The following is a 26298-nucleotide window of genomic DNA, read 5'->3' on the forward strand; positions in this document are numbered from 1 at the left end:
AAACTTAATACAAATAGTTATGTTTTTAAATAGCTTTTTATTCTACGTTCAATGCCTTTTTTCTTGGTCAAAAAATTACCTTTGAACGCTAATTTTAATTGCTGAGATAAAGGAAGCCTTTGGCGATAAGTATTTAGAATTCGCTCTATACGCTCTAGCGTCTGACCACTTTGATTACTATTGTAAGTTTTTGTGCCTTTGATTACTTGGAAATTTCCCCAAGTTTCATCTACATATTTAACTGTAGCAATTTGCACTACTTGTAAGAGGAAATGTAAATCCATAGCATCATGATCATCAACATCATATAAACCAATTATTTGATGTATTGAACTATGATAAAAATATGCAGATGGGTTTGCAGGAAAAGGGTTTATATGCCATCCCAACAATAAATCATTAAACTGCATTTTCCGGGGTTTGTTAATTTGAAAAAGCTCACCCCTATCGTTCCATAAGTTACAGTTGCCGACGAGGAAGCTAGGATCGGGTAAGGTCTTAAAAATTTCTATGACTCTATTGAAAACATCCGATTCATAATAGTCATCTACATTCAGAAATCCGATAATCTCTCCCTCCGCTAGGGTAATACCTTTATTCATGGCATCCGACTGTCCCTTATCTTTTTCAGATATCCATCTAATATGTGGATATTGTTCTGCATAATTTTTAATAATTTCTACAGTTCTATCTGTGGAGCCTCCATCGACAATAATATGTTCAACATCAGTACAGTTTTGATCAATAACATTTTTGATGCAGTCTTCAATGAAGCGATCGCCGTTATAAACTGGGGTGATAATACTAATCATGCTTTACCTCTAAGGATTAAAAACAATATTTGCCAAGAGCGAGATACTAAATATGTATTAATTGTTTTGAAATATTATGCTGTGTAACCACTGATAGTAAAATTTCATAAATTTTCTGAGAATAAGTTTCTATACTGTACTCTTCAACAACTCTCTTCCATGCGTTCATTCCTAGCTGCTTTGCCCAGTCAGGATTTTCAATAAGTTGCTTCATACATGCTGCAAGCGCCTCATGATCACCTCGATATAGCAGACCAGTATATTCATGTTGAATAATCTCTGATGTTCCGGCATTATCATAACCAATCACAGGACGACATACAGACATCGCTTCTACGGTAACTCGGCCCATTCCTTCATTTTTAGAACACATCAAAATAACATCTGAATCTAAATATGCTTTATAAGGATCTTCTAAATAACCCCAAAATTCGACTAGATTTAGAACTCCCAAATCTTCAGTTAATTTCTTGAGTTGATCAAGATAATCATTATCACCATCTCCAACTATTAATAAGCGTACCTGAGGATATTTTTTGGCTATTTTTGCAAAAGCTTTAATAGCCACATCTTGCCCTTTATTTGGATGAATTAAACCGACTAATGTAAATGTAAATGGCCTATTAACCTTTAATGAGGAAATTCCTATTTGATATAGAAGTTGTAATTCTTCGGTTGAAGCAATACCGTTATATACAATATGCAAATTTTCTGTTGAGCAATCCGGAAAAAAATGCGATGCAATTGCTTTAGAAATAGCAATTTTTGCAGATGATTTTTGAATAAAATAACTGCAGAATGATTTACCCCAATCTAAATATAGATTATAGTCTTTATCTAGAAATTCTCTAAGATGCCAAATATGTGGAACTTGTAGTTTCTCTGCTACTAGACTACCTGCTGGAGTTGCAGAAGAATTTGTATACACTACATCAATATTCCATAATTTTAATATTTCTTCTAAAGTAGGGATTAACTTAAAATTCAAATACAAACGTTTAAAAGCTTTCGGATAAAATGAAGCAATTTGGTAAGCCTTGTCTATAAAGCTACCTTTAAATTCATCTGCCCACCATTGAATAGGAACTACCGCATATTCTATATTGAGAATCTTTAATTGGGCTGTCAATTGTCCCTCAAAGGGAGCAATAATATGAGGTACTACACCATAAGGCTTTAAGCCATCTATTAAATTCAGAAGGGAGCGATTTGCCCCATATAAATTCGGAAAATGAGTGATGAAAGCTACTTTCATAAATGTGCCTTGTAATTATTTTTTATATGATTAAAATGTATGTATTTTAAATATTTTTTGCATAATTAACCTCAGGTAAAATTACATAATTTTGGCACCAACACATCCTTAGTATTGAGAATTTTTTATTGCTAGTCGCATCAATAATCGACTAATAGTCGAGTAATTTATATACGCTTGTACAAAATTTTTTATTTTCTATCCAAGCTATATATTTACTCAATTTTTAGTTAGCCCCATAACTTGGAGAAGACTATCTCTTTCTCTTTCCCATGTAAATAATTCTTGAGCTCTTTGCCAACCCGCAAAACCCATTTTTGAGCGTAAATCAGCATCTTGTGCCAAGATCATAATTTTCTGTGCCATACTCAAGCAATCTCCCTCGCTAACTAGAAAACCTGTCTTCTCATCTAATACAGCTTCAGGAATCCCCGCATGTATAGTGGAAACTACAGGAAGGGCACAAGCCATTGCTTCTAAAATTGATACAGGTAGACCCTCTTCATCTCCGCTGTCTGGGTCAACTATACTGTGCTGTAAAAAAATATCAGCTTTTTTCATATACTCCTGAACAAACTCATGGGGTTGACCGCCATGTAGGGTCACTTTGTTAGTAAGATCCAGTCCTTGAATAAATTGCCGGACTGCTGGTAACATCTCTCCTGTACCAATGTAATCTAGTCGCAAATTGGGGTATACTTTTACCGCTTTGCGAAAAGCTTCTAGTAGTAAAATTGGCCCTTTCTTCGGTACCATACGACCTACGGCAAGACAACGAATTATTTCTTTTTCTGACCTTTTTAAAGGTTCATCTGGTACGTCTACACCAGAGGGAATAATATGTATCTTCTGGGGATCTAAACCTAAATCTATGAGTCTGGTTCGACTGACCTGATTAATAGTAATTATGCCTGCTGCTTTCTTGTAGCGTAAGTATTCTTTTTGCCAATAAGGATCTCGTAATAGTTCCGAAACATCTTTACCATGAGCATGGGCAAAAAAAGGGATACCTAGCTCTTGGGCGATTTGGAAGAAATTGCACGAATAATGCAAAAATTCACCTAATATAACATCAACTTTATGTATTTTTAAAAAATTTTGAACAGCAAACTTTGCTGTAGATGCACGTACTACTCTCTTAATCCCTCCACTACGTTCAGATAGGTCATAAACTTTTAAGACAGGACAATTTACATTCCAATAACCAGCATCAAAACCAGAAACATAACTTGTAATTACTACCGTTTTACCTGGTAGTATATCTTCCATATGTCGTTTAATGAAAGTTTCAGAACGAGCACCAATTTGACGGGCTATAACAGCAATAGTTTTATTCATAAAGCTCAAATTAATCTGTGATAGAGTGTTTTTCAATGGTACTTATTATCAGATTCATTAGTATTATATGAGATATTATAGTAATAATTATAATTTTCCTTTTTGCGCTATCAAGGAATAACCTAATGGAAAGCTTTTAGAAGTTTTGGTAGAGATTTTTTTACCAATATAACTGTTGATAAACAATGTACTAACATTACAATGAATTTTGCATAACATAGGTGATACATCCATCAAATTTTTTGCAACTATATCTAAAATTATTTCTGGCGCACCTCCATAAGGTTCTAATAAAATCACATTGAGCTTATTGTTCTCACAAAATCTTTTAATACAAAATTCTGTATATCTAAAATAATCATGAGGTTGCTCATGAATCCAATAAAAAAAAGGTACAGTCAAAATAAGATGACCACCTGGCTTTAGAAGCCTTGTTATTTCATTTATTAAGAATTCGGGATTAGCGATATGTTCAAGTACGTCAGTTAGGAGAATAGTATCAAATTGTTCACTTTCAAGAAGCAATCTATCATTTAAATCAAATACATAGTCAAGATATTTATTTTTGTGTATACTATTAGACCAATCAACACAAACGTTATCGACAATCTTATCTCTATACATAGCATACAAAGGTACATTGCCACATCCTAAGTCTAGCAATAAACCTTTTGCATACTTGTTAATTAATGGTTCATAAGTTCGTCCTAGAATATTCACAATAAAGCGAGAGCCAACGCCAACATGAATAGGATTATTTGAGGCTCTATATCCCTTGGTTGTCTGTACAAATTTTGTTTCTTCCCAAAAATCTTTATTTTGCATACGATTATTTAAAGTGTATAGAATTATTTCTGTAATTACTCTAATCAAAAGATAAATTCATTTATTTTGTTTTTTTAAATTCTCTTAAGAAGCTCAAGTAAAAATCCTTTTGCCCAAAGATATAAAACATTAATAAAACATATACTGCAATCATTACAAGAGAATAAATAATTAAGCAGATCCACATGGGTATGCTTGAGCTTATAACAATTTTGATTGCACATGCTATAGAACTAGATATTATAGAAGAAATAAATACTTGCTTTACAGCTTTTAGCACATCAAAGATAGTAATAGATGTACCACTTGTTGCATAATAAATGCATGGAGCAGCTTGTAAAAGCATTGCAACAGTATAAGATAAAGCAACTCCATAAGCCTGATAAGGCAAGCCGATAAAGAATGATGCCACAACTAGGGATGAGGAGAATAAACCCCACTTAAACATCCTCTGAGTATTACCCGTGGAAATATAAAGCCAACCAGTAGTATTGCAAATAGGTTGAACTATTGCAGAGATACTTAACAATCTAAAAATAGCAACAGCATCTTGCCATTGAGAGCCAAGTAAGGTGCCAATAATTTCTTCTGCTGCCACAATCATAAAAGTAATTGTAGGCATGGTTAGAAAAGCAACTATTGATAGAGCCTTAAGATAGTAATGGCGAAATTTTTCTGGTTCCTGTTGCAATCTACTCAGACTAGGAATAGCAACACCAGTAATAGGTGCATTAATTTGATTAAGGGGCAGAAGTAATAATTGATAAGCTTTAGCGTATAAACCTAACTGTTGAGCGCCCCAAGAACGTCCGATTAGCACGTTGTCTAAGTTGCGGGCAAAATAGTTGATTGTACTGAAGGCTGTTAAGTGTCCACCAAAAGCCAACATTGAGCGCACACCCATGAGCCTTGCAGGGAAACCAGGACGCCAACTACAGGTAATCCAAAGACCTACAGTACCAATCACTCCACCTACTAGTGGCATAATAACCAATGCCCAATAACCCAATCCATAAAAAGCTGCAACAATTGCAGCTACTATGCTGAGAACTGTAGCAAACACATCGTTGAACATGAGTACTTTGTACTGCATTTGGCGATTCAGCAAAGCTGAGTGTTGCACACTTAATCCACTAATAATGAATCCACTTGTCAAAGCTAAGGTAATCCATATTAAACGAGGTTCATTATAGAACTCAGCAATTGCAGGTGCGATCGCAGCTGTTATTAAAGCTGTGACAACACTCAGACCTACATTCACCCAAAATAAAGTACTAACCTGCTCATGATTAATCTCTTCCTTTTGGACAGTCGCCATTGACAATCCCAAATCTTTAAACAAGGTAACGAACCCTGTAACAGCAGTCACCATTCCGACCAAACCATAATCTTGAGGTGTCAGCAATCTAGCTAAAACTACGTTAGATACCAAAGTCAAGCCAAACTTGGCAATTTGGGCAACCATTGTGATTGCACCACCACGCACAGAGCGACCTTTTAAATCTGCTTTGAGATGATCGGTATTAAAATACTTTTGTTGTTTTTCACTAGAAGAAAGATTTTTCATGAATCTCGGTTAGGTTGAAGATGATGGTCACTTCCCTGTGTCCAAAATTGATCTTTGTCTCTCAATATTCATACCCATTCAACATAGCTATTATTGGTGTTTACCAATTGTGGAATACACCCATAGCTAAATTTTCTAATTTAATTACATCTGAAATTTCTCAAATTTGAGGTTGCTCAATCCCCGCTTCCTTGAAGGAAGACTTCTGCCAAACGACTGGATGAGAGTAACTGTTTTGTAGCCAGCCAAATAAAAGGTGGAATTGTTGTCATATAACGGCTCCAGAGACGGCGCGGTTCTTGAATCCAGCGATAAAGCCACTCAAAGCCTAATTCTCTAATTATGCGTGGTGCGCGCTTATGGATTCCTGCGTAAACTGGGAAAACTCCACCGACTCCAATCATGACAGCTTGGATTTTACCTTTGTGTTGAGCCATCCAATTTTCTTGTTTTGGACATCCTAATGATACAAATACTAAACCAGCACCACTTTTATTGATTTTTTTGACCAAATCTGCGTCTTCAGTTTCTGTCAGAGGACGGAAGGGTAAAGGTTCCATCGCTGCTATTTTCAGGTTGGGAAATTCTTGATCCAGCCTTTTTCGCATTTTGGCAAGGATTTCGGTTTGGGAACCTAGAAAGAAAACACTAACATTTTGTATTTGAGCTAGCTTACATAATCCTTGTAGAATATCCATCCCTGCTACACGGTCTTGGGAACGCGCACCCATCCGCCGCATCATCCAAACTAAAGGCATTCCATCAGGAGTGACGACATCTGCAGTTTTTAGTACTCTAGCAAACTCGGGATTCCAATGAGCTTCCATGAGCATATGTACATTGGCAACGCAGACTGTTTTACTCTCCCGAGCGATCGCCCACTTCAGTATTGTTTGTATTTGGTTTTCAAAAGTTAATGCAGTAATGGGAAAATCCAGAACTTTTTGAGTAGGTACTAATTTTACCTCTCCCATAAATTCCTCCTGTGTCAAAAATCCTAAACATCAATTAGTTCATTGCCAACTGTGGAACAATCAGGTGATCCTATTGCTGACTTTCTTCTCAGTTTTTGGCATGGTCTGACTCATACACATGGAGATGCAATAGCTTTATCAGTAAGATTCTGGTTACCCTGGTATTTTTAAAACATGCGTTCCTCGTATCTTAGTTTACAAGCTTATCTGAAGCTTTTCCCAAAATCTACTATAAACTTTATGGTTACTTTATATTTGCTTTGCAATTCCTTTACATAAAGATTACATTTTATTTAAATATCATGAACTGAGTAAAAGATCATCTGGAAAAAGAATTACGTAGAACAACTGGAAAATAATATTTTCAAGCTTTTAGCTCGAAGATAGTAGAGACAAAAAATCTCATGAACTCTCTGAAAATAGATATTGGCAGTAACTAAAGTTTTAGTTAATCAAGATACATTTTGCTACGGTATATTGTTGTTTGTCTATTCAATTAGGGTGATTATCTAGAGATTTTCGCATCCTCCAGAACTGTCTGCAGGTGCTGCGATCATCAGCAAATTAGCTGAAATTGGTATCAAACTCAAGCTAAAAATTAAAAACTATGTAAGCTGAAGAATTGTCTGTGTGCATATATTACACTTTAATCAAATTATAAAGTATTAATTTCCACACAAAAGCAAGTTTGATTTCCTAATTAGCTAACGACTGCCCAACACAGTAATAGTTCCCTGATAGTGTTGCAGATAACTGTTTCGTACATTGATAACACAGACTCACCTGATTGTAAACGCTTTTTGACTTGATATTTATCACCTAGACTCTGCAATTAACAGCGTCATCTTCCCTAGTATTGATATCTAATTTAAAATTTAATTAAAAATTCAATGACTTAATAATTTTTGTTTATATTTCAGACAATTATCTTTTAAATCTATATTTTTTGCATTTGCAACTAAATAAAAAAGGAGAAGATTAATTTTTCTTCTCCCTTGGCATTGTTATTTTTATTGTCCGATTTTTGATTTTCTTTTAGCCTTTGTCGCAACATTTGCCTTTGCTTTTTAAGTTGTCGCTGTCTTGCTGAACCACCTTTCCCCTTGTCATTCCTTCCTTCTCGGCGAGGGGATTCCCATCTTTTCAATCTCATATTTTTTACTCTTTGTGTAACTGGAAAGTGAAAAACAATGGTGACTATGACGAAATGCAGACACAAACTTAATCAATTAATTTTGATTAGGGAGGAATTATTGCATCTCATCGTTAGCTCATAACTATATTAGCATTAAATCTTCATGGTTAGTTAGGCATGAACCAAATAAGAGTATAAACACTTATATTAGAAGAAATCTTATACATAGTATGCAAGTATTAAGTGGTAGCAAATATGTAATCTTAGCTACTTCTTGCTAAGTCTGATGAGTCTTGGTTTTGATAGTTGATGATTTCGGAGTTTGATATTGAAGACCATAATGTATGGAATGCAGATAGTATCATTTCAAAATCTAGACGCAGTTAACTGTTGTATAGTTTCCTTTGTCCAAAAAAATAATTGGCGCTGAGATGCTATTCCATATTCAAATTGCATACTTCTAGTGGACAAAATACCTACCTCATAATACTTTCGACTTTTTAGGCGTATACACTAGATATGCTTCAGCTTACTCAGCTAAAGACTAGTAATGCTAGCTTGTAGCAACTAGTAACTTGCTTACCTAAAAAAAGTCAATTACGATAATTCTATGAGCCTTGCTAGAGAGCCGCTCAGTAAAAATTCTGATAACTCTATTATTCAAAGTGGGCAGGAGGAGAATCGAACTCCTATGACCGCAAGGTCGCCACATTTTGAGTGTGGTGCGTCTACCAGTTTCGCCACCCGCCCTTAGATGCAACTTTACTAATATACACTATCTGAGAGTTTTTCAACAAGGATAGAAAATTATTTTTCTAAGGATTTGACTAAAGAAGGATCAATATCTTCGAGTTTGGCACAGCCACTAAGTGCCATAGCTAAACTTAACTCATCCTGTAGCAGCGCAATTACATGGGATGCACCAGCTTTTCCGGCTACTGCTAGTCCCCATAAAATTGGCCGTCCGATGAGTACAGCTTTTGCCCCTAATGCTAAGGCTTTAAGAATATCTGTACCACGACGGATACCACCATCCATCAAGATTTCGGCTTTACCATCTACAGCAGTGACAATCTCAGCTAAAGCATCTAAAGATGCGATCGCACCATCCAATTGTCTGCCACCATGATTAGAGACAACTATGGCTTTGACTCCGCACTCGACTGCACGTATGGCATCATCTCCTCGTAATATACCTTTTATTACCAAGGGTAGAGGGCAAATTGATTGCAACCATGCTAAATCATCCCAAGTTAATGCCGGGTTTAGCTGTTGAGCAAAATAAGTAAACAACCCAGATTCACCTTGTGCATGGGGTATATCTAACCCTGAGATGGTTGCAAGATTAGCGGCGTGTAAGCCAGGTGGTAAGGAAAATTCGTTACGCTGATCTCGTTCGCGCCTTCCTAACATGGGAGCATCTACAGTTAAACATAATGCTTTGTAACCTACGTTATAGGCTCTTTCAACTAAAGCGCGAGTTAAGCTTCTATCTTTATGGATGTAAAGTTGGAACCATTGCAAAGCATTAGGGAAATGTTGGCGTATCTCTGCAACATCTTCAATAGTTTTAGTCGCTAAAGTACTGAGAACCATACCCACACCTGCTGCTGCTGCTGCTGTGGCGGTAGCGATTTCTCCCTCTGGATGAGCTAGACATTGAAATGCCATTGGTGCAATTAGTAAAGGTAGGGCAAGCGGTTGCCCTAGGATAGAGGTAGATAAATTGCGATCGCTCACATCTACTAACATGCGTGGACGCAACTTTAAGCGCTCGAATGCAGCACGGTTATCTCGTAATGTAATTTCATCTCCAGCACCGCTACTGTAATAATCAAGCGCCATTTGCGAGAGGTGCTGTTTTGCTAGCTGTTCGTATTCAAAAAGGTTGATTGGTTGCAAGTGATTGTGGATTTTGGCTAGGCGTTCGGTATTTTAATATCTCACGCCTAGATGCAGGGCGCAAAGAAGAAGACGAGATTTAAAATGCTCGCTTCTTCTTTTGAAAACTCTTACCAATTTCGCCATCCACCTTTGGGTGTAAGTTCGGTTGGTTTATGGTTGTGCAATAAGTTTTGATATTCTCTGCTACTTGCCCATCTGTCAATTTCTCTGGCTCGCAGTACTGGTACTGGATGAGTTAATTGGGCTGTGCGGGCGGCTTTGACCATTTCGCCGAGTTCGTTCTTGCTAATATCATCGTAGGCACGAGCTTGGGCAACAAAAGCATCAAGGTTAAGTTGCGGTGCTAAAGTTGGCGAACCACCAGCTAACTTCATCAAAACTGACATCACAACTTTGGGATCTTGGGTAGCTAACAATGCAGCGCGATCGCAAGTAAACTCAGCACAGCGTACCCATTCTAACAATTGTGTTTGTATGGCTTGAGCGATGAAAGAGCCGACATTAGGTAAGATTGCGGCTGCTAAGACGAGTAAATTTACTGGAGTTAGGTAAACACTATGGTCACATTTAAGATGTCCTAACTCATGGGCAATGACCGCTTGAATTTCTTCTGGTGTAAGGATATCTATGAGCGAAGTATGCACCACAATGAAAGGTTGCTGACCTCGCATGGCAAAGGTATAGGCATTAGGCGCTGGATGTTGCCTGATATATAACTGAGGAGGCTCTATATCTAAGATTTTGCAAGCTTCTAACAGCAATTTGTATAAATCTGGCAGTTGTTTTTCACCTACCAAAACGCTAGAGGCAATATTTTCTACATAAAAAACCTGCTCTGCCATTGGCCCAAGCAGATTCCGCACCATCATATCTAAACCTGGGATCTGTTTGAGAGTTTTTGTAGCTTCCAAGTCTAAGGGATGACGAAAAGAGTCGGCTTTTAAACCAATCAGCGGTGTTTTTAATGACATGGTGTGAGAAGCGTAAAAGGGAATGGGGCATGGGGCATTGGGCATTGGGCATGGGGCATTGGAGTAAAAATTTCTCCCTCTGCTCCTCTGCTCCCTCTGCTCCCTCTGCTTTTTCCTAGCCCCTAGTCCCCAGTATAACGATTTAGTAGGGCGGGCAATGCCTACCTACTGATTAGGACTGAATCGAGGCGGGGGAATTACTGATGCTAGAAGCTGAACCATCTGTGGATGGTTCACCTACACGCAGAATTTTCGCACCCAGCTGTTGCAACTTGAGATCGAATTGATCGTAGCCACGATCTAGGTGGTGTAAACCCTGAATTGTAGTTGTGCCTTCTGCTGCCAACCCTGCTAAGACTAGCGCTGCTGATGCTCGCAAGTCTGTGCCTAATACTGGTGCGCCTGATAACATTGGTACCCCCCTCACGAAGGCAGTGTTACCTTTGACACGAATATCAGCCCCCAAGCGATTTAATTCGGAAGCATGACGTAAGCGGTTTTCAAACACAGATTCGTTAATCAGGCTGTCACCTTCCGCCAAAGTTAGCAAAGCCATAAACGGCGCTTGCATATCTGTGGGAAAGCCTGGATGCGGTAGAGTTTCTATATCGGTGGCTTTGAGAGTTGTCGCAGGGAGAACACGTAAGCAATCGGGCGCTTCTTCGATGATGGTTACGCCAATATCGCGTAATTTAGCAAGGACTGGGGTTAAATGCTCTGGACTGACTCGTGAGAGAAGCAGTTCTGAGCGAGTGATTGCCCCTGCAACTAAAAATGTTCCAGCCTCAATGCGATCGGGAATAATTGTATATTCCGTCGAATGCAACTTGGACACGCCGACGATGGTAATTGTACTGGAACCAGCACCTTGAATCTTGGCTCCCATCGCGTTACAGAAGTTTGCCAAATCAACTACTTCTGGTTCCCTGGCGGCGTTTTCAATGATGGTTTCGCCATCTGCAAGAGTAGCAGCCATCATCAAAGTTTCAGTTGCGCCCACACTGGGGGTATCTAGATAAATTCTGGCTCCTTTTAATCTGCCATTGCTTCCAGGAACATAGGCATTACAAATGCCATGCTCAATCTGAACTTCGGCTCCCATCGCTTGCAGTCCTCGGACATGCAAATCAACTGGTCTAGCTCCAATTGCACAACCTCCTGGTAATGGCATCTGAGCTACTCCCAGCCTTGCCAAAATCGGCCCAATGGCAAAGAAACTTGCCCGCAGTTGGGTAACTAATTCGTAGGGAGCCTTGGAAGTGGTAATTTCACTGGCATTGATATCTAAAATGTCGCCGTTGCGCGTGAGGCGAACGCCCAAAGCAGATAAAACCTCACCCATCCGTTCCACGTCCGCTAATAAGGGGACATTATGAATACGGCAATCTCCTGAACATAGCAAGGTTCCAGCCATGATTACCAGTGCTGAATTTTTGGCCCCGCTAATTTTTACATGACCCCGCAAAGGATGCCCGCCCCAAATTTGCAAGACTGAGGAGTCTGCTTCCAGAGTGGATTTGGCATCTGGTAAGCTGCTAGAAGGATTAATAAGCCTACCTCCAAGATAAATATGTCAATTTTATAAGGTTTGAAGTTGGTTCTGATTCTACAGTAAAGATTTGATTTGTCTACATTCTGTGCCTATTTCTTGCATCAATCAATGGTGGTTTTGGGTTGGGGATAATGGCTGAAAACTAGTAAGGGCAAAGTTTCTAAGAATTTAAAATTTTTGACACCCAGCAAACATAGAAATTCTTAGCTGAGTACAATCCCATAGTCCTGAAAAACCAGACAAAGGACTTGACAAATTTAGATAAATGCGTAATAATCAAAAATCGTCATGTTAAAAAATGCCAGCGGAACTGGCGGAATTGGCAGACGCGCTAGATTCAGGTTCTAGTGCCGCAAGGCTTCCGGGTTCAAGTCCCGGGTTCCGCATTTGAGTAATGAGTGCTGAGTTTTGATTCCTGAGTAGGAACAAGACTCAGCACTCAGCACTTTTAACTCACTACTGTCATGTTGACCAGTTTACAAAATCCCCTAGTCAAGCAAATTCGCAAACTGCACGCGGCGAAGGAGCGGCATAAGCAAGAATTATTTTTATTAGAAGGGACGCACTTGTTAGAAGAGGCTTGTGCGGTAAATTATCCTTTAGTGGTAGTTTGTTGCACTCCAGAATGGCAAGCTTCTCACCCTGAACTTTGGGAGCAAGCCTGTAGTAGTTGCGATCGCGCTGAAATTGTCAGTGCAGAAGTTTTAAATGCGATCGCCACCACAGTCCAACCAGATGGGGTAGTCGCCACCGCCAAAAGGCGCGATCGCCAAACACAATTACCTGAGACTGGGATAGTGCTAGCTGTGGAAACTTTGCAAGATCCTGGGAATTTAGGCACGATTATTCGTACAGCCGCAGCCGCAGGTGCATCAGGTTTATGGCTGAGTGGGAATAGTGTAGATTTAGATAACCCGAAAGTTTTACGCGCCTCTGCTGGACAATGGTTTCGTTTAGCAACAGCAGTCACAGAAGATTTAACAGCGACAATTGTGCAAAGTCAGCAAGCGGGAATGCAAGTCGTCGCTACTTTACCCAGCGCTACGTTAACTTACTGGGAAGTAGATTGGCGCAAACCCAGTTTAATTTTATTGGGCAATGAAGGTGCTGGTTTGTCACCAGAGATCGCAGCAATGGCAGACAAGCAAGTACAAATTCCCCTCAGTCCAGGTGTAGAATCCTTGAATGTGGCGATCGCAGCTGCGTTGATGTTATACGAAGCCCAGAGGCAAATGATTTATCGTCAGTAATACTTGATTGAAGTAAGTTGGTGAATATAGGCTTTAAGCCCATACTAATGACAAATGACAGCCTTCGCCACTTAATATTTAATTGCACCAGCCTACTTATTTGATGCGTTCCGCAAGATATTTCTCAATATCAGCCACCGCATCTTCAAAAGCTTCTAAATCAATAGAAGCTAAATCTTCTTCTTCAGCTTTGAGTTGAGCATCGCTGAGACTACCATTAGAAAATCCTGATGTAGTTTGATCTGGGGTTGGATTTCCTTGTAAAATAGTCTCCAATTCATCCAAGGCTGCTTCAAACTCTTGGGCTGCAGTTTCCCGTTCTTCTTGCTGACGTTGCTCCATAAGATTGACCTGAGAATGTGAATTGATTGGCACGATTTTGAATGCGGTGACTAAATTTGTATCTTTTTGAGATTACATATCATAGTCTGGATTTTCCGGAATTATCGCGTCATATTGTATCAAATTTACATATTGAGAGTTGAAACTGGAACCGTGATCATTACTAGAAACTTTTCATCAGGATTTCATAGATAACCACTAGTTCGTGGCGACGCTAGAGTTTATTGTTGCTGAGAATTTATCTAACATCATAGTGGGAATGGGTCGCGGACGCATGGTTTTAGCATCTACCCATACCCACATGGCTTCGGCTGTGACTAGTAACTCATCTTGGTTTTGTTTACGAATTTCATAAAGTCGAAAGCAGCGAGTCCCCCGTATTTCCCGCAACCAAGTTGTGACTTCTAAAGTATCACCTGCAACGGCTGGGCGGAGATAGTCAATTTCTACCCGCCGCATCACAAATACACCACCCGATTGTTTGTAGACATCGAAACTTAAACCCAGGTGTTCAGAGTGTTCAATTGCTGCTTGTTCAAGATAATTTTGGTAGACAGCATTGTTAACGTGTCCGAGAGCATCCATTTCGTAGTGACGAACACGTAGTAAAGTTTTGAAAAATTGCATGGAGAGTTGTAAATTGATCGCTGTTTGAGACTTTCTTTATATTAGTTTTTTGGATCATCGAGATTTATACCTTTAGAGCAGCTCAAATCTTGCTTGGAAGAAACGAAGATATTTTGGTTCATAAACCATCTTCAATCCCCGTAGACGATGGCGATTGTAATAGACTTCGTCTACTGCTTCTGCAGTTAAATCCATGTGAGCTTGAGTATAAACACGGCGGGGAATTGTTAGCCGCACTAGTTCTAACTCTGGATAATAGTGGTCGCCTGTATCTTTATTGCGTCCTGCGGAAACAATACCACGTTCCATAGCCCGAATACCCGCCTCTCGATATAGTTCTGCTGCCAAAAGCTGTGCGGGAAATTGGTCTTGGGGAATGTGGGGTAAGAAAGCTTTCGCATCTAAATAGATTGCATGACCCCCAATAGGCATAACAATAGGAATATTCCAATCTAGTAGCTTTTGACCTAAATACTCAACTTGCCCTATCCTTGCCCGAATATGATCGTCTTGGACTGATTCTTCAATACCTATGGCCATAGCTTCCATGTCACGCCCAGCCATACCACCGTAAGTATGCAATCCTTCATAAATTACAATCATGTTACGTGCTTCTTCGTAAATATCGGGGTCGTTCAAGGCTAGCCAACCACCAATATTTACTAATGCATCCTTCTTACCACTCATAGTGCAACCCTCTGTATAGGAGCAAAATTCCTTTAAGATGGTGGCAATTGATTGCTGGTGATAGTCTGCTTCTCGTTGCTGGATAAAGTAAGCATTTTCTACAGCACGGGTAGCGTCAAGAATAATACGGATATCGTGACTTTTAGCTAATTCGTAGACAGCACGCAAATTTGCCATAGAAATTGGCTGTCCACCTGCCATATTAACGGTACCGGCAACGCTGATATAAGGAATGCGTTCCGCACCAACGCGTTTAATCAAGTCAGTTAACTTTTGTAAATCGACATTACCTTTAAATGGGTGTAGCGATCGCGGATCGTGGGCTTCATCAATAATGACATCAACAAAATTACCGCCAGCCAATTCTTGATGTAGCCTGGTGGTGGTGAAATACATATTACCGGGGATGTAATCACCGGGTTTAATCAGAATTTTGGAGAGAATATTTTCCGCACCGCGTCCTTGGTGGGTGGGCAGTATGTAACGATAGCCGTAATATTTTTGGATAGCCTCTTCTAAACTATAGAAATTTTTGCTACCAGCATAGGCTTCATCTCCCACCATCATGCCAGCCCATTGGCGATCGCTCATGGCAGAAGTGCCGCTATCAGTCAGTAAATCTATATAAACATCTTCAGAACGCAGTAAAAAAGTATTGTAACCCGCCTCTTTGATCGCTTGTTCGCGTTCAGCACGGGTAGTCATTTTTAACGGCTCAACCACCTTAATTTTATATGGTTCAGCCCAAGAGCGACGACGGCGTGGGCGTTCTGGAATAGCGTCGGTCATAATTCTTGACTCCTTCATCTAGGCTTGCTGAATATTTGCATACCATTTTGGTGTGTGCAACCAGGATTGCCAAGATTGTCAAAGTAATTCCTAATTGATATAACAAATCAACTCTGCGAAAATTCAACAGCTGACAGAGTTGATTAAATTGTAACGCTCCTGATTTAAGAGAAAAGGCGATCGCTTAACCTGTTAGCTTCTATTGCAACTTCTTCACATATTCTGCGATCGCCATAACTGATCATTTCATCAAAAAAAGAAATAACGTCGATTTTAATCAGCAAAATGGCATTTGACTTACTTAAAATGAGCTTTAACTTTCTCATTTAAGTAGCAGAATAATCTATGTGTTGTTGAAACTCTCCCAGTCAACACCTAGCTGGCGAATTGCAGCCCGAAGTGTTCCGAGTTTGAGATCCCGACTTCCCCAATCTGGTAATACGGTGACTTGCTGTGTGTCGGGATTAAACCACTTGCGATGAGAACCTCCACCTCGCCGAGGTAATTCTTGACAACCCAGTGCTTCTAATTTTCGAGCCGCCTCACGATATTTCATGGAGTTGTCACCACAGTTTCCAACCATAGAGCATGATTGGTGTCAGCAACTCGCATATTTATTGGTAAAGGTCGTCCCAAATCCTCATAAGCCTCGACTACAGCAGTCAAAGCATCTCTAACATTTGTTAAAGCCTCCTCAACTGTATCCCCTTCAGTAACTAATTCTGGTAGCAAAGGTGATGTGACGGTAAATCCGCCTTCAGGTTGGGGTGTCAGCAATAATGGAACTTTATATAGCATCAGGCACTTGTCCTTTTTTCTCTAAATTGTCATGCTTCCAACCAATCAAACAACAGCCGCTTCAGGAATCGCACCCTGCATTTTACTCATAGCATCAAGTAAACTCTGCAATTGTTTATCTGCTTTGAGAACTGCTAAACCCCTAACTGTTACTTTACCTGGAGAATAGACAAAGCGTGTTTTCAAACTGTCTGGTAAGTTCGCAGCGAGTAAGTTCCAAGCTGGTTCTTCCATTGGAGTTTCTAAAATAATGTGCTGTTTGTTTTCGGGTTTAATGCGACTAAATCCTAATTTCTTAGCTAGCTGTTTGAGTTCCATTACTAGCAATAACTGACTAGCTGGCGCGGGAATTGTACCGTAGCGATCGCTCCATTCGGCTTGAATCTGGTTTAATTCTTCTCTAGATTTCGCTGCTGCGACTGCACGGTAAGCACTCATCTTTTGATCTAAGTCGGGGATGTAATCAGCAGGAATGAAGGCTGTGAGGTTGAGGTCAATTTGCGTATCGTCAACTTTGGGTATTTCTTGACCGCGGATTTCGCGAATCGATTCTTCCAACATTTCCATATACAAATCAAAGCCGATCGCATCCATTTGACCGGATTGTTCTGCACCTAGCAAGTTCCCGACACCACGTATTTCCATGTCGCGCATTGCTAGTTGATACCCAGAACCCAGTTGTGTAAATTCCTGAATTGCCCGTAATCTCTGGCGTGCGGCTTCCGATAATGTCCGTTGCTGGGGGTAAAATAACCAGGCGTGAGCTTGAATCCCCGCACGTCCCACACGACCGCGTAATTGATACAATTGCGATAACCCGAAGCGGTGAGCATCTTCAATTAAGATGGTGTTGACTCTGGGAATATCTAAACCAGATTCAATAATTGTCGTACAAACCAAAATCTCTGCATCACCATTGTTAAAGGTAAGCATTGTTGATTCTAATTGTCCTTCATCCATTTGACCGTGAGCTACGGCAAACCTAGCTGAGGGAATGATTTCGCGCAATTTTGCGGTTGTTTCTTCAATGCCTTCTACCCGGGGAACTACGTAAAATACTTGTCCGCCTCTGTCTAGTTCTTGACGAATAGCTGTACGGATAGTTTCATAATTCATCTGGGCAAGATGAGTTTGAATTGGTCGCCGGGATGGGGGTGGTGTGGTAATTAAGCTCATTTCCCGAATCCCTGACAAAGACATATATAAGGTACGGGGGATAGGTGTAGCGGAGAGTGTCAGCACATCCACCTGAGTTTTCAGGCTTTTAATTTTCTCTTTTTGGTTAACGCCAAAGCGTTGTTCTTCATCCACAACCAACAGTCCTAAATCGCGGAAAGATACACCTTTGCCTAAAAGCTGGTGTGTTCCCACTACTACATCTAGTTCCCCCGTCGATAAGCGCTTTTGAATTTCTCGCCGTTCTTCCGCAGTCCGGAAGCGGTTGAGTAAGCCAACATTCACTGGGTAAGGGGCAAAGCGTTCTTTGAGGGTGTGGTAATGTTGCTGGGTGAGGATGGTTGTTGGTGCAAGTAAAGCCACCTGTTTACCAGCTGTGACAGCTTTGAAAATGGCGCGAATAGCAACTTCCGTTTTCCCGAAACCGACATCGCCACAAACCAAGCGATCCATTGGGCGATCGCTTTCCATGTCGCGTTTGACATCTTGTACTGCTTTTAGCTGGTCTGTAGTCGGTTGGTAGGGGAAAGAATCTTCCATTTCCTCTTGCCAAGGCATATCTTGTGGGTAACTAAAGCCTTCTTGCTGCGATCGCGCTGCATATAATTTCAGCAAGTCCACTGCCAATTTCTTGATGGCTTTGCGGACTTTATTTTTGGTATTTTCCCAAGCTTTACCCGTCATTTTGTGCAGTTCGGGTGCTTTATCGGCGGTAGTACGGAACCGCGATAAAGAACCAACTTGATCGGCTGCAACTCTCAGCAAACCGTCAGCATACTGCACCACAATATAATCACGGGTTTCATCGTTAATTGTCAGACTTTCGAGTTTGACAAATTTACCAATCCCGTGACTGCGGTGAACTACATAATCTCCCTGACGTAGCTTATTGGGGTCAACTTGCTTTGATGCAGCTTGGCGGCGCTTGCGAATATAGCTAGGTGTAGCTAAGGAATGTTGTCCGTAAAATTCCCTGTCTGTAACTATTACCAAGCGGAAAGTTGGGAGAATAAAACCTTCGAGTTCCGCCAATCCAGAATATTTAAGTGCTACAGGTATATGGTTAATTTGCAGCTTCTCAATTGCGAGGTAATCACGGGGATTCGGGATAAACTGCGCCGGACAATCATGCTCTTGCAACAGCGAAACTGAACGAGAAGGTTGAGCCGAAATTAGCCAAGTCGAAAAATTGCGATCGCGTTCTTGGCGTAATGTGTCAGCCAGTTTAGCAAATTGATGTGGTGTAACGGGAACAGGTCTACTGGCGAGATTAATTCCGGTATTTTCTTCTGCCAGTTCCGATAAATATACTCGTTTAAACTTCTCTGCTGTTGCTAAACAGTCATCAAAAGACCGATGGATTTTCGGCAATTGTAAAGAACCTAGACCAATTTCCCCAGTTCCCAGCGACCATTGTTCCTCAGCATTTTCTACCCAGCGATCGCTATGAGCATGACATTGTTCTGGCTCATCAATGGCAACTAGGGTATTTTCGCTTAAATAATCTAATAAAGATGCTGGTTGCTCAAAAGCTAACCCTAAAAAGCGACGGCTTCCTTCTAAGAGTGCTGAGTCCTCAGTGTTGAGTCCTGAGTCTGAAGTTAATTCAGCAGTTATGGCTGCGAAATCAGCATGATTCTTTAGTTCATCTGTAACAATGGGCGCAAAACTTGTAGGAGTGAGAACAATGTGGTCAATTTTGTCAAGGGCAGATCGTTGAGTTGAGGGATCGAATTCCCGGATTTGTTCGATTTCGTCTCCGAACCATTCCAGCCGCACTGGTAACTCTGATGCTACCGGAAAGATATCAACAATATCACCGCGCCGACTCCATTGCCCTTCTGTTTCTACCAAGGGTACTCGTTCATAACCTAAAGTAGCGAGTTTGGTACTAAAGGTATTTAAGCCAAATTCCATCCCCTTTTTTAAAGTCAAGCAATAAGGGATAAAAGCCTCTGGTGGTGGTAAATGAGGTTGTAGCGCCCCCGTTGTCGCCACAATCGCGATTGTTGACCGTTGACTGGTGACTGTTGACTGTTGACTGGTGACTGTTGACTGTTGACTGTTGACTGTTGACTGTTGACCGTTGACTGTTGACTGTTGACTGTTGACTGTTGACCGTTGACTGTTGACCGTTGACTGTTGACTTTTGGCTGCTTCTTGACTCTTGACCAAATCAGCCAACACCTGCATTTGTCCCCAAGTCATTTCCGTTTCGGGGTCAAAAGGCTCATAGGGTGAAGCTTCGGAGGTGGGATAAAAATAGATATTTTTCCATCCCATCGCTTCTAATTGTGCATAAGCGCGTCCAGCTTCCTCCAAAGTGGCACAGACCACAAATAAATTCTTTTCAGAATTTTGCGCCAATGCTGAAGCCACTAAACCCTTAGGAAGGCGGGGAATACCATTTAACCGCAAATCCTGTTGACGATTGAGTTTAGAAACTAGCTCGGTGGTTAGTGGCGATCGCACTAAAGCACGCACAATAGAAGAAAATGCCATAACTTTTACTATAAATTTGGAGTCGTCGAGTGGCAGCTTATGTCAACCATTTTAAATACTGTTAACAGCCGTCTGGGGACTGGGGATTGGGGAACTCGGGGCCCCCTCTGGGGATAAGGGGTAATGGGGACTGGGGACTTGGGGATTGGGGAACTCGGGGCCCCCTCTGGGGATAAGGGGTAATGGGGATTGGGGAATGAGGGGGATGAGGGAGCAGGGGGGACAAGGAGACAAGGAGCAATTACTATTACTCATTACTCATTACTCATTACCCATTACTCATTACCCATTACCCATTACTCATTACCCATTACCCATTACCCCATGCCCAATGCCCCATGCCCCATTCTCTTTATGTACAATTAAAGCGTTTATCGATGCACCTTTAATACTAGATACTAAGAGTTAAGCTAAGTTCGCTCTTGATAGCGGCAATTATAAGAATGTCCTCCATGACTTTTGAAATTTTAATCATTTTGGTATTAATTATTGCCAATGGGGTGTTTTCTATGTCCGAGATGGCCATCGTCTCGGCACGTAAGGTAAGGTTACAGCAGTTGGCTAATCAAGGAGACGCAAAAGCACGAGCAGCATTGAAACTCGCTGAGTCTCCCAATCAATTTTTTTCTACCATTCAAATTGGGATTACCCTAATTGGAATTCTGACTGGTGCGTTTGGTGGCGCGACTATTGCGGAAAAATTAGCAGTTTATGTGAAGTTAATCCCGTTTTTAGCAGCTTACAGTCAGCCAGTTTCATTTGGGCTAGTAGTTTTAATTATCACTTATTTGTCGCTGATTGTGGGCGAATTAGTGCCGAAGCGCTTGGCATTAAACAATCCAGAAGCCATTGCTGCATTTGTAGCCATACCAATGCGGGCTTTAGCTGCGATCGCATCTCCAGCAGTTTACCTGTTAAGTGCTTCTACGGAAATGGTGTTGAGAGTGTTAGGAATTAGACCATCTACTGAGCCGCAAGTCACGGAAGAAGAAATTAAAATCTTAATTGAGCAAGGTACCGAGGCTGGTACTTTTGAAGAAGCTGAACAGGATATGGTAGAGCGAGTATTTCGCTTAGGCGATAGGCCTGTCAGCGCTTTTATGACTCCTCGCCCTGATATTGTCTGGCTGGATTTGGAAGACAGTGCAGAAGAAAACCGCGAGAAAATGGTGGATAGTGCCTATTCTCGGTATCCAGTTTGTCAAGAAGGATTAGATAACGTCCTGGGTGTCATCCCGGTGACAGACTTATTAGCTAGGAGTTTTAAGGGTGAACCCCTCGATTTAACTGTGGGATTACGACAGCCTGTATTTGTGCCAGAAAGTACCCGTGGTTTAAGAGTTTTGGAATTATTTAAACAAACTGTGACTCACATGGCGCTGGTCGTGGATGAATATGGTGTAATTCAAGGACTAGTAACCCTCAATGACATCATGAGCGAAATTGTGGGTGATGTGCCAGCCGATCCCAGTCAGGATCAACCCCAAGCGGTACAAAGAGAAGATGGTTCCTGGCTGTTAGATGGAATGTTACCTGTAGAAGAATTTTTAGAAATATTTGATATGGAGGAATGGCAACCAGATGAGCGAGGTAGCTATCAAACTTTGGGTGGCTTTGTGATTACTCATCTAGGCCGAATACCCGCCGCCGCAGATCATTTTGAATGGCAGGGGATGCGTTTTGAAGTCATGGATATGGATGGCAACAGAGTTGATAAAGTACTAGTGATTCCCAGAAATCATAAATCAACAGAGTCTACAGAATCTTAGCTAAGAGCCAAAAAAGTCAAGCATAAATAAAGCAACTCATGTATGAGGGCGTATATATTGCGCCCTTAAATTACTTGAATATTGTTGCTAATAATAAATAGTTCAGCTAAAAAAATTAATCGATAAGCTGTTCCATATTTAACTTGCATATATTGGGCGGGCAAGATGCCCCACCCCACAATAAATATACAATTGAAGATTATGCAAACTAGATGTGGTTTGGCTTAACAAAACCAAAAAACTAGTTACTCAACAAAGAAAACAGAGCAATAATTTTGGAGGGGGTTTGGGGGACGCAACCGTCACCCAATCGGGGGTTTGGGGGAGAATCCCCCAATTCTGTTGGCTTTTTTAATAAGGATAAATCAATCGCTAATGAGCTTATACCACTTCAAATAATGTTTGCTACACATCACATCAATATATTCTAGAGAGCAAGGCATTTCCTTGCTCCTAAAGTATGTCGCATTCTTTTTTCAAATTGGTATTAACTAAACCTCATTAGCTTGTAATAATTTTTCTGACTTACCAGTAATACATCAAATGACAGAAATTATACCTTAATAAATTAGAGTTTTCTTTAAATAAAATTGCAATATTTTTCCACCCAAAATCACCACAAAATTATCTAAACTTTATTTTATATTGCACAAGTTTGGATACGATCGTACAACTCATACCAACAACCCCATTTATTCAGATTTTTTAAATCTTTACTGATAAATAAGTTCGTGAAATCAAAGGGAAGATGCCCTAAAGGAGCCTCAAGACTATAATTTATTTGCTCGTCTTTGAGCCACTTACCATTTACAATCCAAGCGACATGCTCGGTAAAATCTTTGCATTTTAAATTTAGCTCTTCAGATGTTTGGCTTGCTCTTTGCCAAATACAAGTTTGAATACTAAATCCAAAATGTAAATTACTATAATTCAACCAGAGCTTATCAATGATCCGCAAATCTTCACAAGGAAAATTTGCAATAGATTCGTCAGAAAACAATATCTGATTCATCATTGGTAACTCTAAATTCAAGTTGTTTATTTGTTGACTTGCGATAGTGAAAATAATTTTTGTGGTTTCTATATCTGCTGCTTGCCAGTTTTTTTCTGATAGAAGAAGCTGCAAATTAGAGTAATCTATACTAAATTTATTGTTAAAAATTTGAACATCGTCTTGACCAATTCTAAAATATTCTGGTTTAATTATAGTTTTTTCAACTCCGATATTAATTTCACTAAATTTTGCAGATTTTTCATGAATTAAATAGTTCAAAGTCTCTTGATGGGCTTGCTTTTGCTGTAGATAAAAATCGTGCAGGATATCAGTATATGGTTTGAGCAAATCTGATGAGCATTGCCCAATTGCCAACTCTGGCTCTAAATCAAATAGTTGTGGTTCGTATAAATGATTGAGATGTAAGTAATACCAATCTGTGAGCAATGCTGCTAGCAGTTGGTGAAGCGTCACTATAATTTGCCTAATAGTGCGAATAGCCCGCGTCTCATTATAATCAGCTGCTTGTAAAGCTTCATAGGCTTCTTCCCAGTTCCAAGTAGGTAGATTAATTTTAATTATTTTGCTATTATTGGGATGCCAAAAATTTACATGAAAATAAACTTCATAATCAGTAATTTTGCTGTGCATTACGACTGTAGGAATAGGCGGCAAAATTTGTTGTAATTGAAGGATATCTGTATCACTAATGGCACGCATAAAATAGTCGCCATAGAATTCTACAGGGCATAGGTCACTGTTGAGAGGATAATCTCTATGGAGAAAAGTTTTTAATTTTTCTGGAAGTTCAATTGGTAAATCATGTTGCAAAGAAGATGGACAATGAGGACTAATATGTGGTGGTGCCACTAATACTAGTAACCGATGTTTTTTTTGCCCATTACTTAAAATATTGTAAGTTTCTTCCCGACTAAAAATATTTGATAAATTTCTTTGTTCAAAGAAGTTGCGAATATCTGGTAATTGACGCTGAACTTGATTAGTTTGCCATTCACCTAATAATTCAAGAAGTTGTTTACTACACTCCACACGCAACTGTTTTGGTAACTCATTAAGGTGATTGTCGCTAATTACTTGAGATTGTATGATTGCTTCTATGTAGCGATTGTCATCCTTAAGTAAAGATCCCAAGAAAGCTGAAGTACTATAACTAGTAGCGATTTCATCGATTGTTCTGCTAATGCTATTAGCAGTATTTTCAAGCAAATTTGAGATAATTGTGTCAACTATAAGAGGTAAAGGTACCATTTTTGCATATTTCTCCACAAAGGAGTAGATTCGATTGTGTGCCAGAATTCACTCTGTTGTAGCCTGTGACGGGGAAATGTGTCACTAAACTCAGGTCTGTAAGATTATTAGCTAATTTGGTTAAAAATATTTCTTATTAGTAAATCTTCCGCCTTGAGAGTCGCGGCTAGTTTTGCAGCATCTATAATTAATCTTGCCCTATGAGCGTTCGTTACCATGTCGGAAGAAGATATCCGTGCCACGAGGCTGGAAAAAATAGACCAGCTAAAACAACTGGGAATGAATCCCTATGCCTATCGATGGGAGTCTACCCACCACGCAGCACAACTACAAGAAAAATTTGCTGATTTACCTAGTGGTGAAGAAGTTGATTTAGAAGTTGCCATTGCTGGGCGCATTCTGGCGCGTCGTGTCTTTGGTAAACTGGCTTTCTTCACCTTGCAAGATGAAACAGGCACGATTCAGCTTTATTTAGAGAAAAATCGCATTCAAGAAAGCATGGCTGATATTGATGCTGATGCTTTCAATCACCTCAAGCAACTCTCAGACGCAGGCGACATCCTGGGAGTCAAAGGCACTATAAAACGGACTGAAAAGGGCGAGTTATCTGTCTACGTCAAACAATACAGTATTCTAACCAAATCCTTATTACCTCTACCCGACAAGTGGCACGGGTTGACTGATGTGGCTAAACGCTACCGTCAGCGTTATGTTGACTTGATTGTTAACCCTGAAGTGCGACAAACTTTCCGCCGCCGCGCCCAAATTACTGCGGGTATTCGTCGCTATTTAGAACAGCGCGATTTTCTGGAAATTGAAACGCCAGTGCTGCAAAGTGAGGCTGGGGGTGCGGATGCACGTCCGTTTATCACCTATCACAACACCTTAGATATGGAGTTGTATCTGCGGATTGCCACAGAACTGCATTTGAAAAGGTTGATTGTTGGTGGTTTTGAAAAGGTATTTGAGTTAGGGCGAATTTTCCGCAACGAAGGAATTTCGACTCGACATAACCCGGAATTTACCACAATTGAAATTTACCAAGCCTACGCTGACTACAATGACATGATGGCGCTAACAGAGGGAATTATCACCACTGTTGCCCAAGAAGTACTCGGCACACTGCAGATTACCTACCAAGGAGTAGCTGTTGATTTGACACCACCTTGGCGGCGGGTAACAATGCATGACTTAGTCAAAGAATACACAGGCTTGGATTTTAATGCCTTCCAAACAGTAGAAGAGGCAAAAACAGCCAGTAAAAATGCTGGGATTCCTGGTGTAGATGAAGCTCAATCTATTGGTAAGTTACTGAATTTAGCCTTTGAAGAAAAAGTAGAAGCCAACTTAATTCAGCCAACTTTTGTTATTGACTATCCCGTAGAAATTTCGCCCTTAGCGAAGCCGCACCGTTCTAAGTCTGGTTTGGTAGAAAGGTTTGAGTTATTCATTGTAGGGCGGGAGACTGGTAACAGTTTCTCAGAACTTACCGACCCCATCGACCAAAGAGAACGTCTCGAAGCCCAAGCTGCACGCAAAGCTGCTGGCGACTTAGAAGCCCAAGGCGTTGACGAGGACTTTTTAACAGCTTTGGAATATGGTATGCCACCTACAGGGGGATTGGGAATTGGGATTGATAGGTTGGTGATGCTATTAACTGATTCTGCCAGTATTCGGGATGCGATCGCCTTCCCCCTACTCAAACCCGAAAAATCTGACTCATCCCCAGAAGCAACTACCTAATCAACACTCGCAATTGCA

At 40.4% G+C, this 26298-nt stretch carries 22 protein-coding genes and 2 tRNA genes; 5 read left to right on the plus strand and 19 right to left on the minus strand.

The window, feature by feature from the left end; genetic code table 11:
- Positions 1-17: 17 nt before the first annotated feature.
- The 11 genes from HGR01_RS33180 to murA form a co-directional block, all read right to left on the minus strand.
- Complete coding sequence (locus HGR01_RS33180) at positions 18-812, minus strand: glycosyltransferase family 2 protein (RefSeq protein ID WP_045868036.1); 795 nt, start codon at positions 810-812, stop codon at positions 18-20.
- A gap of 46 nt (positions 813-858) precedes the next feature.
- Positions 859-2067, minus strand: coding sequence for a glycosyltransferase family 4 protein (locus HGR01_RS33185; RefSeq protein ID WP_045868035.1), 1209 nt, complete (start codon positions 2065-2067; stop codon positions 859-861).
- Between the two features lie 219 nt (positions 2068-2286).
- A complete protein-coding gene (locus HGR01_RS33190; RefSeq protein ID WP_155538964.1) occupies positions 2287-3441 on the minus strand; it encodes a glycosyltransferase family 4 protein in 1155 nt (384 codons plus the stop codon).
- A gap of 51 nt (positions 3442-3492) precedes the next feature.
- Positions 3493-4230, minus strand: a complete 738-nt coding sequence (locus HGR01_RS33195) for a class I SAM-dependent methyltransferase (protein ID WP_052335057.1) — start codon at positions 4228-4230, stop codon at positions 3493-3495.
- Positions 4231-4291: 61 nt separating this feature from the next.
- The gene (locus tag HGR01_RS33200) at positions 4292-5797 is read right to left on the minus strand and encodes a lipopolysaccharide biosynthesis protein (protein WP_045868034.1); all 1506 of its coding nucleotides are present in this window, start codon (positions 5795-5797) and stop codon (positions 4292-4294) included.
- Between the two features lie 176 nt (positions 5798-5973).
- Positions 5974-6771 carry a WecB/TagA/CpsF family glycosyltransferase gene (locus HGR01_RS33205; protein ID WP_045868033.1) on the minus strand — a complete coding sequence of 266 codons (798 nt, stop codon included), beginning with the start codon at positions 6769-6771 and terminating at the stop codon, positions 5974-5976.
- A gap of 958 nt (positions 6772-7729) precedes the next feature.
- Positions 7730-7924 (minus strand): hypothetical protein, encoded by a 195-nt coding sequence (locus HGR01_RS33210; RefSeq protein ID WP_045868032.1) that lies wholly within the window; start codon positions 7922-7924, stop codon positions 7730-7732.
- A 648-nt stretch (positions 7925-8572) separates the two neighbouring features.
- A tRNA-Leu gene (locus tag HGR01_RS33215) sits at positions 8573-8656 on the minus strand.
- A gap of 57 nt (positions 8657-8713) precedes the next feature.
- Positions 8714-9751 carry an alpha-hydroxy acid oxidase gene (locus HGR01_RS33220; RefSeq protein WP_413777627.1) on the minus strand — a complete coding sequence of 346 codons (1038 nt, stop codon included), beginning with the start codon at positions 9749-9751 and terminating at the stop codon, positions 8714-8716.
- A 167-nt stretch (positions 9752-9918) separates the two neighbouring features.
- Positions 9919-10782: a M48 family metallopeptidase gene (locus HGR01_RS33225; protein ID WP_045868863.1), complete on the minus strand. Its 864-nt coding sequence runs from the start codon at positions 10780-10782 to the stop codon at positions 9919-9921.
- A gap of 172 nt (positions 10783-10954) precedes the next feature.
- Positions 10955-12331 (minus strand): UDP-N-acetylglucosamine 1-carboxyvinyltransferase, encoded by a 1377-nt coding sequence (gene murA / locus HGR01_RS33230; RefSeq protein WP_071989339.1) that lies wholly within the window; start codon positions 12329-12331, stop codon positions 10955-10957.
- A gap of 307 nt (positions 12332-12638) precedes the next feature.
- Here murA and HGR01_RS33235 point away from each other — a divergent pair.
- Positions 12639-12720, plus strand: a tRNA-Leu gene (locus HGR01_RS33235).
- A gap of 78 nt (positions 12721-12798) precedes the next feature.
- Complete coding sequence (locus HGR01_RS33240; protein ID WP_045868029.1) at positions 12799-13584, plus strand: TrmH family RNA methyltransferase; 786 nt, start codon at positions 12799-12801, stop codon at positions 13582-13584.
- A gap of 96 nt (positions 13585-13680) precedes the next feature.
- Here the strand turns inward: HGR01_RS33240 and HGR01_RS33245 are convergent, their stop codons facing one another.
- The 7 genes from HGR01_RS33245 to mfd all read right to left on the minus strand — a co-directional run bounded on the left by HGR01_RS33245 (position 13681) and on the right by mfd (position 20505).
- Positions 13681-13926 carry a hypothetical protein gene (locus HGR01_RS33245; protein WP_045868028.1) on the minus strand — a complete coding sequence of 82 codons (246 nt, stop codon included), beginning with the start codon at positions 13924-13926 and terminating at the stop codon, positions 13681-13683.
- 198 nt (positions 13927-14124) lie between these two features.
- A complete protein-coding gene (locus tag HGR01_RS33250; protein ID WP_045868027.1) occupies positions 14125-14553 on the minus strand; it encodes an acyl-CoA thioesterase in 429 nt (142 codons plus the stop codon).
- A gap of 72 nt (positions 14554-14625) precedes the next feature.
- A complete protein-coding gene (locus tag HGR01_RS33255; RefSeq protein ID WP_045868026.1) occupies positions 14626-16029 on the minus strand; it encodes a tyrosine phenol-lyase in 1404 nt (467 codons plus the stop codon).
- Positions 16030-16193: 164 nt separating this feature from the next.
- Positions 16194-16355, minus strand: coding sequence for a hypothetical protein (locus tag HGR01_RS33260; RefSeq protein ID WP_155538962.1), 162 nt, complete (start codon positions 16353-16355; stop codon positions 16194-16196).
- Positions 16356-16372: 17 nt separating this feature from the next.
- On the minus strand, positions 16373-16585 hold the full coding sequence (locus HGR01_RS33265) for a type II toxin-antitoxin system HicA family toxin (protein WP_045868025.1): 213 nt from the start codon (positions 16583-16585) through the stop codon (positions 16373-16375).
- Positions 16582-16827 (minus strand): type II toxin-antitoxin system HicB family antitoxin, encoded by a 246-nt coding sequence (locus tag HGR01_RS33270; RefSeq protein ID WP_045868024.1) that lies wholly within the window; start codon positions 16825-16827, stop codon positions 16582-16584. Before HGR01_RS33270 ends, HGR01_RS33265 begins: the two co-directional genes overlap by 4 nt.
- A 45-nt stretch (positions 16828-16872) precedes the next feature.
- Positions 16873-20505 (minus strand): transcription-repair coupling factor, encoded by a 3633-nt coding sequence (gene mfd / locus HGR01_RS33275; protein ID WP_045868023.1) that lies wholly within the window; start codon positions 20503-20505, stop codon positions 16873-16875.
- A gap of 205 nt (positions 20506-20710) precedes the next feature.
- On the opposite strand from mfd, the gene HGR01_RS33280 reads away from it, so the two are divergent.
- Together HGR01_RS33280 and HGR01_RS33285 are read left to right on the plus strand one after the other, a co-directional pair.
- A complete protein-coding gene (locus tag HGR01_RS33280; protein ID WP_071989338.1) occupies positions 20711-20914 on the plus strand; it encodes a hypothetical protein in 204 nt (67 codons plus the stop codon).
- A gap of 34 nt (positions 20915-20948) precedes the next feature.
- Positions 20949-22274: a hemolysin family protein gene (locus tag HGR01_RS33285; RefSeq protein WP_045868022.1), complete on the plus strand. Its 1326-nt coding sequence runs from the start codon at positions 20949-20951 to the stop codon at positions 22272-22274.
- 640 nt (positions 22275-22914) lie between these two features.
- On the opposite strand, the gene HGR01_RS33290 is transcribed toward HGR01_RS33285, so the two are convergent.
- The gene (locus tag HGR01_RS33290) at positions 22915-24537 is read right to left on the minus strand and encodes a GUN4 domain-containing protein (RefSeq protein WP_052335056.1); all 1623 of its coding nucleotides are present in this window, start codon (positions 24535-24537) and stop codon (positions 22915-22917) included.
- Positions 24538-24753: 216 nt separating this feature from the next.
- Here HGR01_RS33290 and lysS point away from each other — a divergent pair, with 216 nt between their 5' ends.
- Positions 24754-26280 carry a lysine--tRNA ligase gene (gene lysS / locus HGR01_RS33295; protein WP_045868021.1) on the plus strand — a complete coding sequence of 509 codons (1527 nt, stop codon included), beginning with the start codon at positions 24754-24756 and terminating at the stop codon, positions 26278-26280.
- Positions 26281-26298: the final 18 nt, after the last annotated feature.

Source organism: Tolypothrix sp. PCC 7712 (assembly GCF_025860405.1).
GTDB lineage: Bacteria > Cyanobacteriota > Cyanobacteriia > Cyanobacteriales > Nostocaceae > Aulosira > Aulosira diplosiphon.

Bases quoted from the DNA above. Each gene is read 5' to 3' on its own strand.
- HGR01_RS33240 (WP_045868029.1), top strand. From the start codon at position 12,799: ATGTTGACCAGTTTACAAAATCCCCTAGTCAAGCAAATTCGCAAACTG.
- HGR01_RS33185 (WP_045868035.1), bottom strand. From the start codon at position 2,067: ATGAAAGTAGCTTTCATCACTCATTTTCCGAATTTATATGGGGCAAAT.
- HGR01_RS33220 (WP_413777627.1), bottom strand. From the start codon at position 9,751: ATGGCGCTTGATTATTACAGTAGCGGTGCTGGAGATGAAATTACATTA.
- HGR01_RS33270 (WP_045868024.1), bottom strand. From the start codon at position 16,827: ATGCTATATAAAGTTCCATTATTGCTGACACCCCAACCTGAAGGCGGA.
- HGR01_RS33210 (WP_045868032.1), bottom strand. From the start codon at position 7,924: ATGAGATTGAAAAGATGGGAATCCCCTCGCCGAGAAGGAAGGAATGAC.
- HGR01_RS33280 (WP_071989338.1), top strand. From the start codon at position 20,711: ATGAGGGAGCAGGGGGGACAAGGAGACAAGGAGCAATTACTATTACTC.
- HGR01_RS33245 (WP_045868028.1), bottom strand. From the start codon at position 13,926: ATGGAGCAACGTCAGCAAGAAGAACGGGAAACTGCAGCCCAAGAGTTT.
- HGR01_RS33205 (WP_045868033.1), bottom strand. From the start codon at position 6,771: ATGGGAGAGGTAAAATTAGTACCTACTCAAAAAGTTCTGGATTTTCCC.
- lysS (WP_045868021.1), top strand. From the start codon at position 24,754: ATGTCGGAAGAAGATATCCGTGCCACGAGGCTGGAAAAAATAGACCAG.
- HGR01_RS33260 (WP_155538962.1), bottom strand. From the start codon at position 16,355: ATGAGAAAGTTAAAGCTCATTTTAAGTAAGTCAAATGCCATTTTGCTG.
- mfd (WP_045868023.1), bottom strand. From the start codon at position 20,505: ATGGCATTTTCTTCTATTGTGCGTGCTTTAGTGCGATCGCCACTAACC.
- HGR01_RS33225 (WP_045868863.1), bottom strand. From the start codon at position 10,782: ATGTCATTAAAAACACCGCTGATTGGTTTAAAAGCCGACTCTTTTCGT.
- HGR01_RS33180 (WP_045868036.1), bottom strand. From the start codon at position 812: ATGATTAGTATTATCACCCCAGTTTATAACGGCGATCGCTTCATTGAA.
- HGR01_RS33285 (WP_045868022.1), top strand. From the start codon at position 20,949: ATGTCCTCCATGACTTTTGAAATTTTAATCATTTTGGTATTAATTATT.
- HGR01_RS33265 (WP_045868025.1), bottom strand. From the start codon at position 16,585: ATGAAATATCGTGAGGCGGCTCGAAAATTAGAAGCACTGGGTTGTCAA.
- HGR01_RS33255 (WP_045868026.1), bottom strand. From the start codon at position 16,029: ATGACCGACGCTATTCCAGAACGCCCACGCCGTCGTCGCTCTTGGGCT.
- HGR01_RS33250 (WP_045868027.1), bottom strand. From the start codon at position 14,553: ATGCAATTTTTCAAAACTTTACTACGTGTTCGTCACTACGAAATGGAT.
- HGR01_RS33195 (WP_052335057.1), bottom strand. From the start codon at position 4,230: ATGCAAAATAAAGATTTTTGGGAAGAAACAAAATTTGTACAGACAACC.
- HGR01_RS33200 (WP_045868034.1), bottom strand. From the start codon at position 5,797: ATGAAAAATCTTTCTTCTAGTGAAAAACAACAAAAGTATTTTAATACC.
- HGR01_RS33290 (WP_052335056.1), bottom strand. From the start codon at position 24,537: ATGGTACCTTTACCTCTTATAGTTGACACAATTATCTCAAATTTGCTT.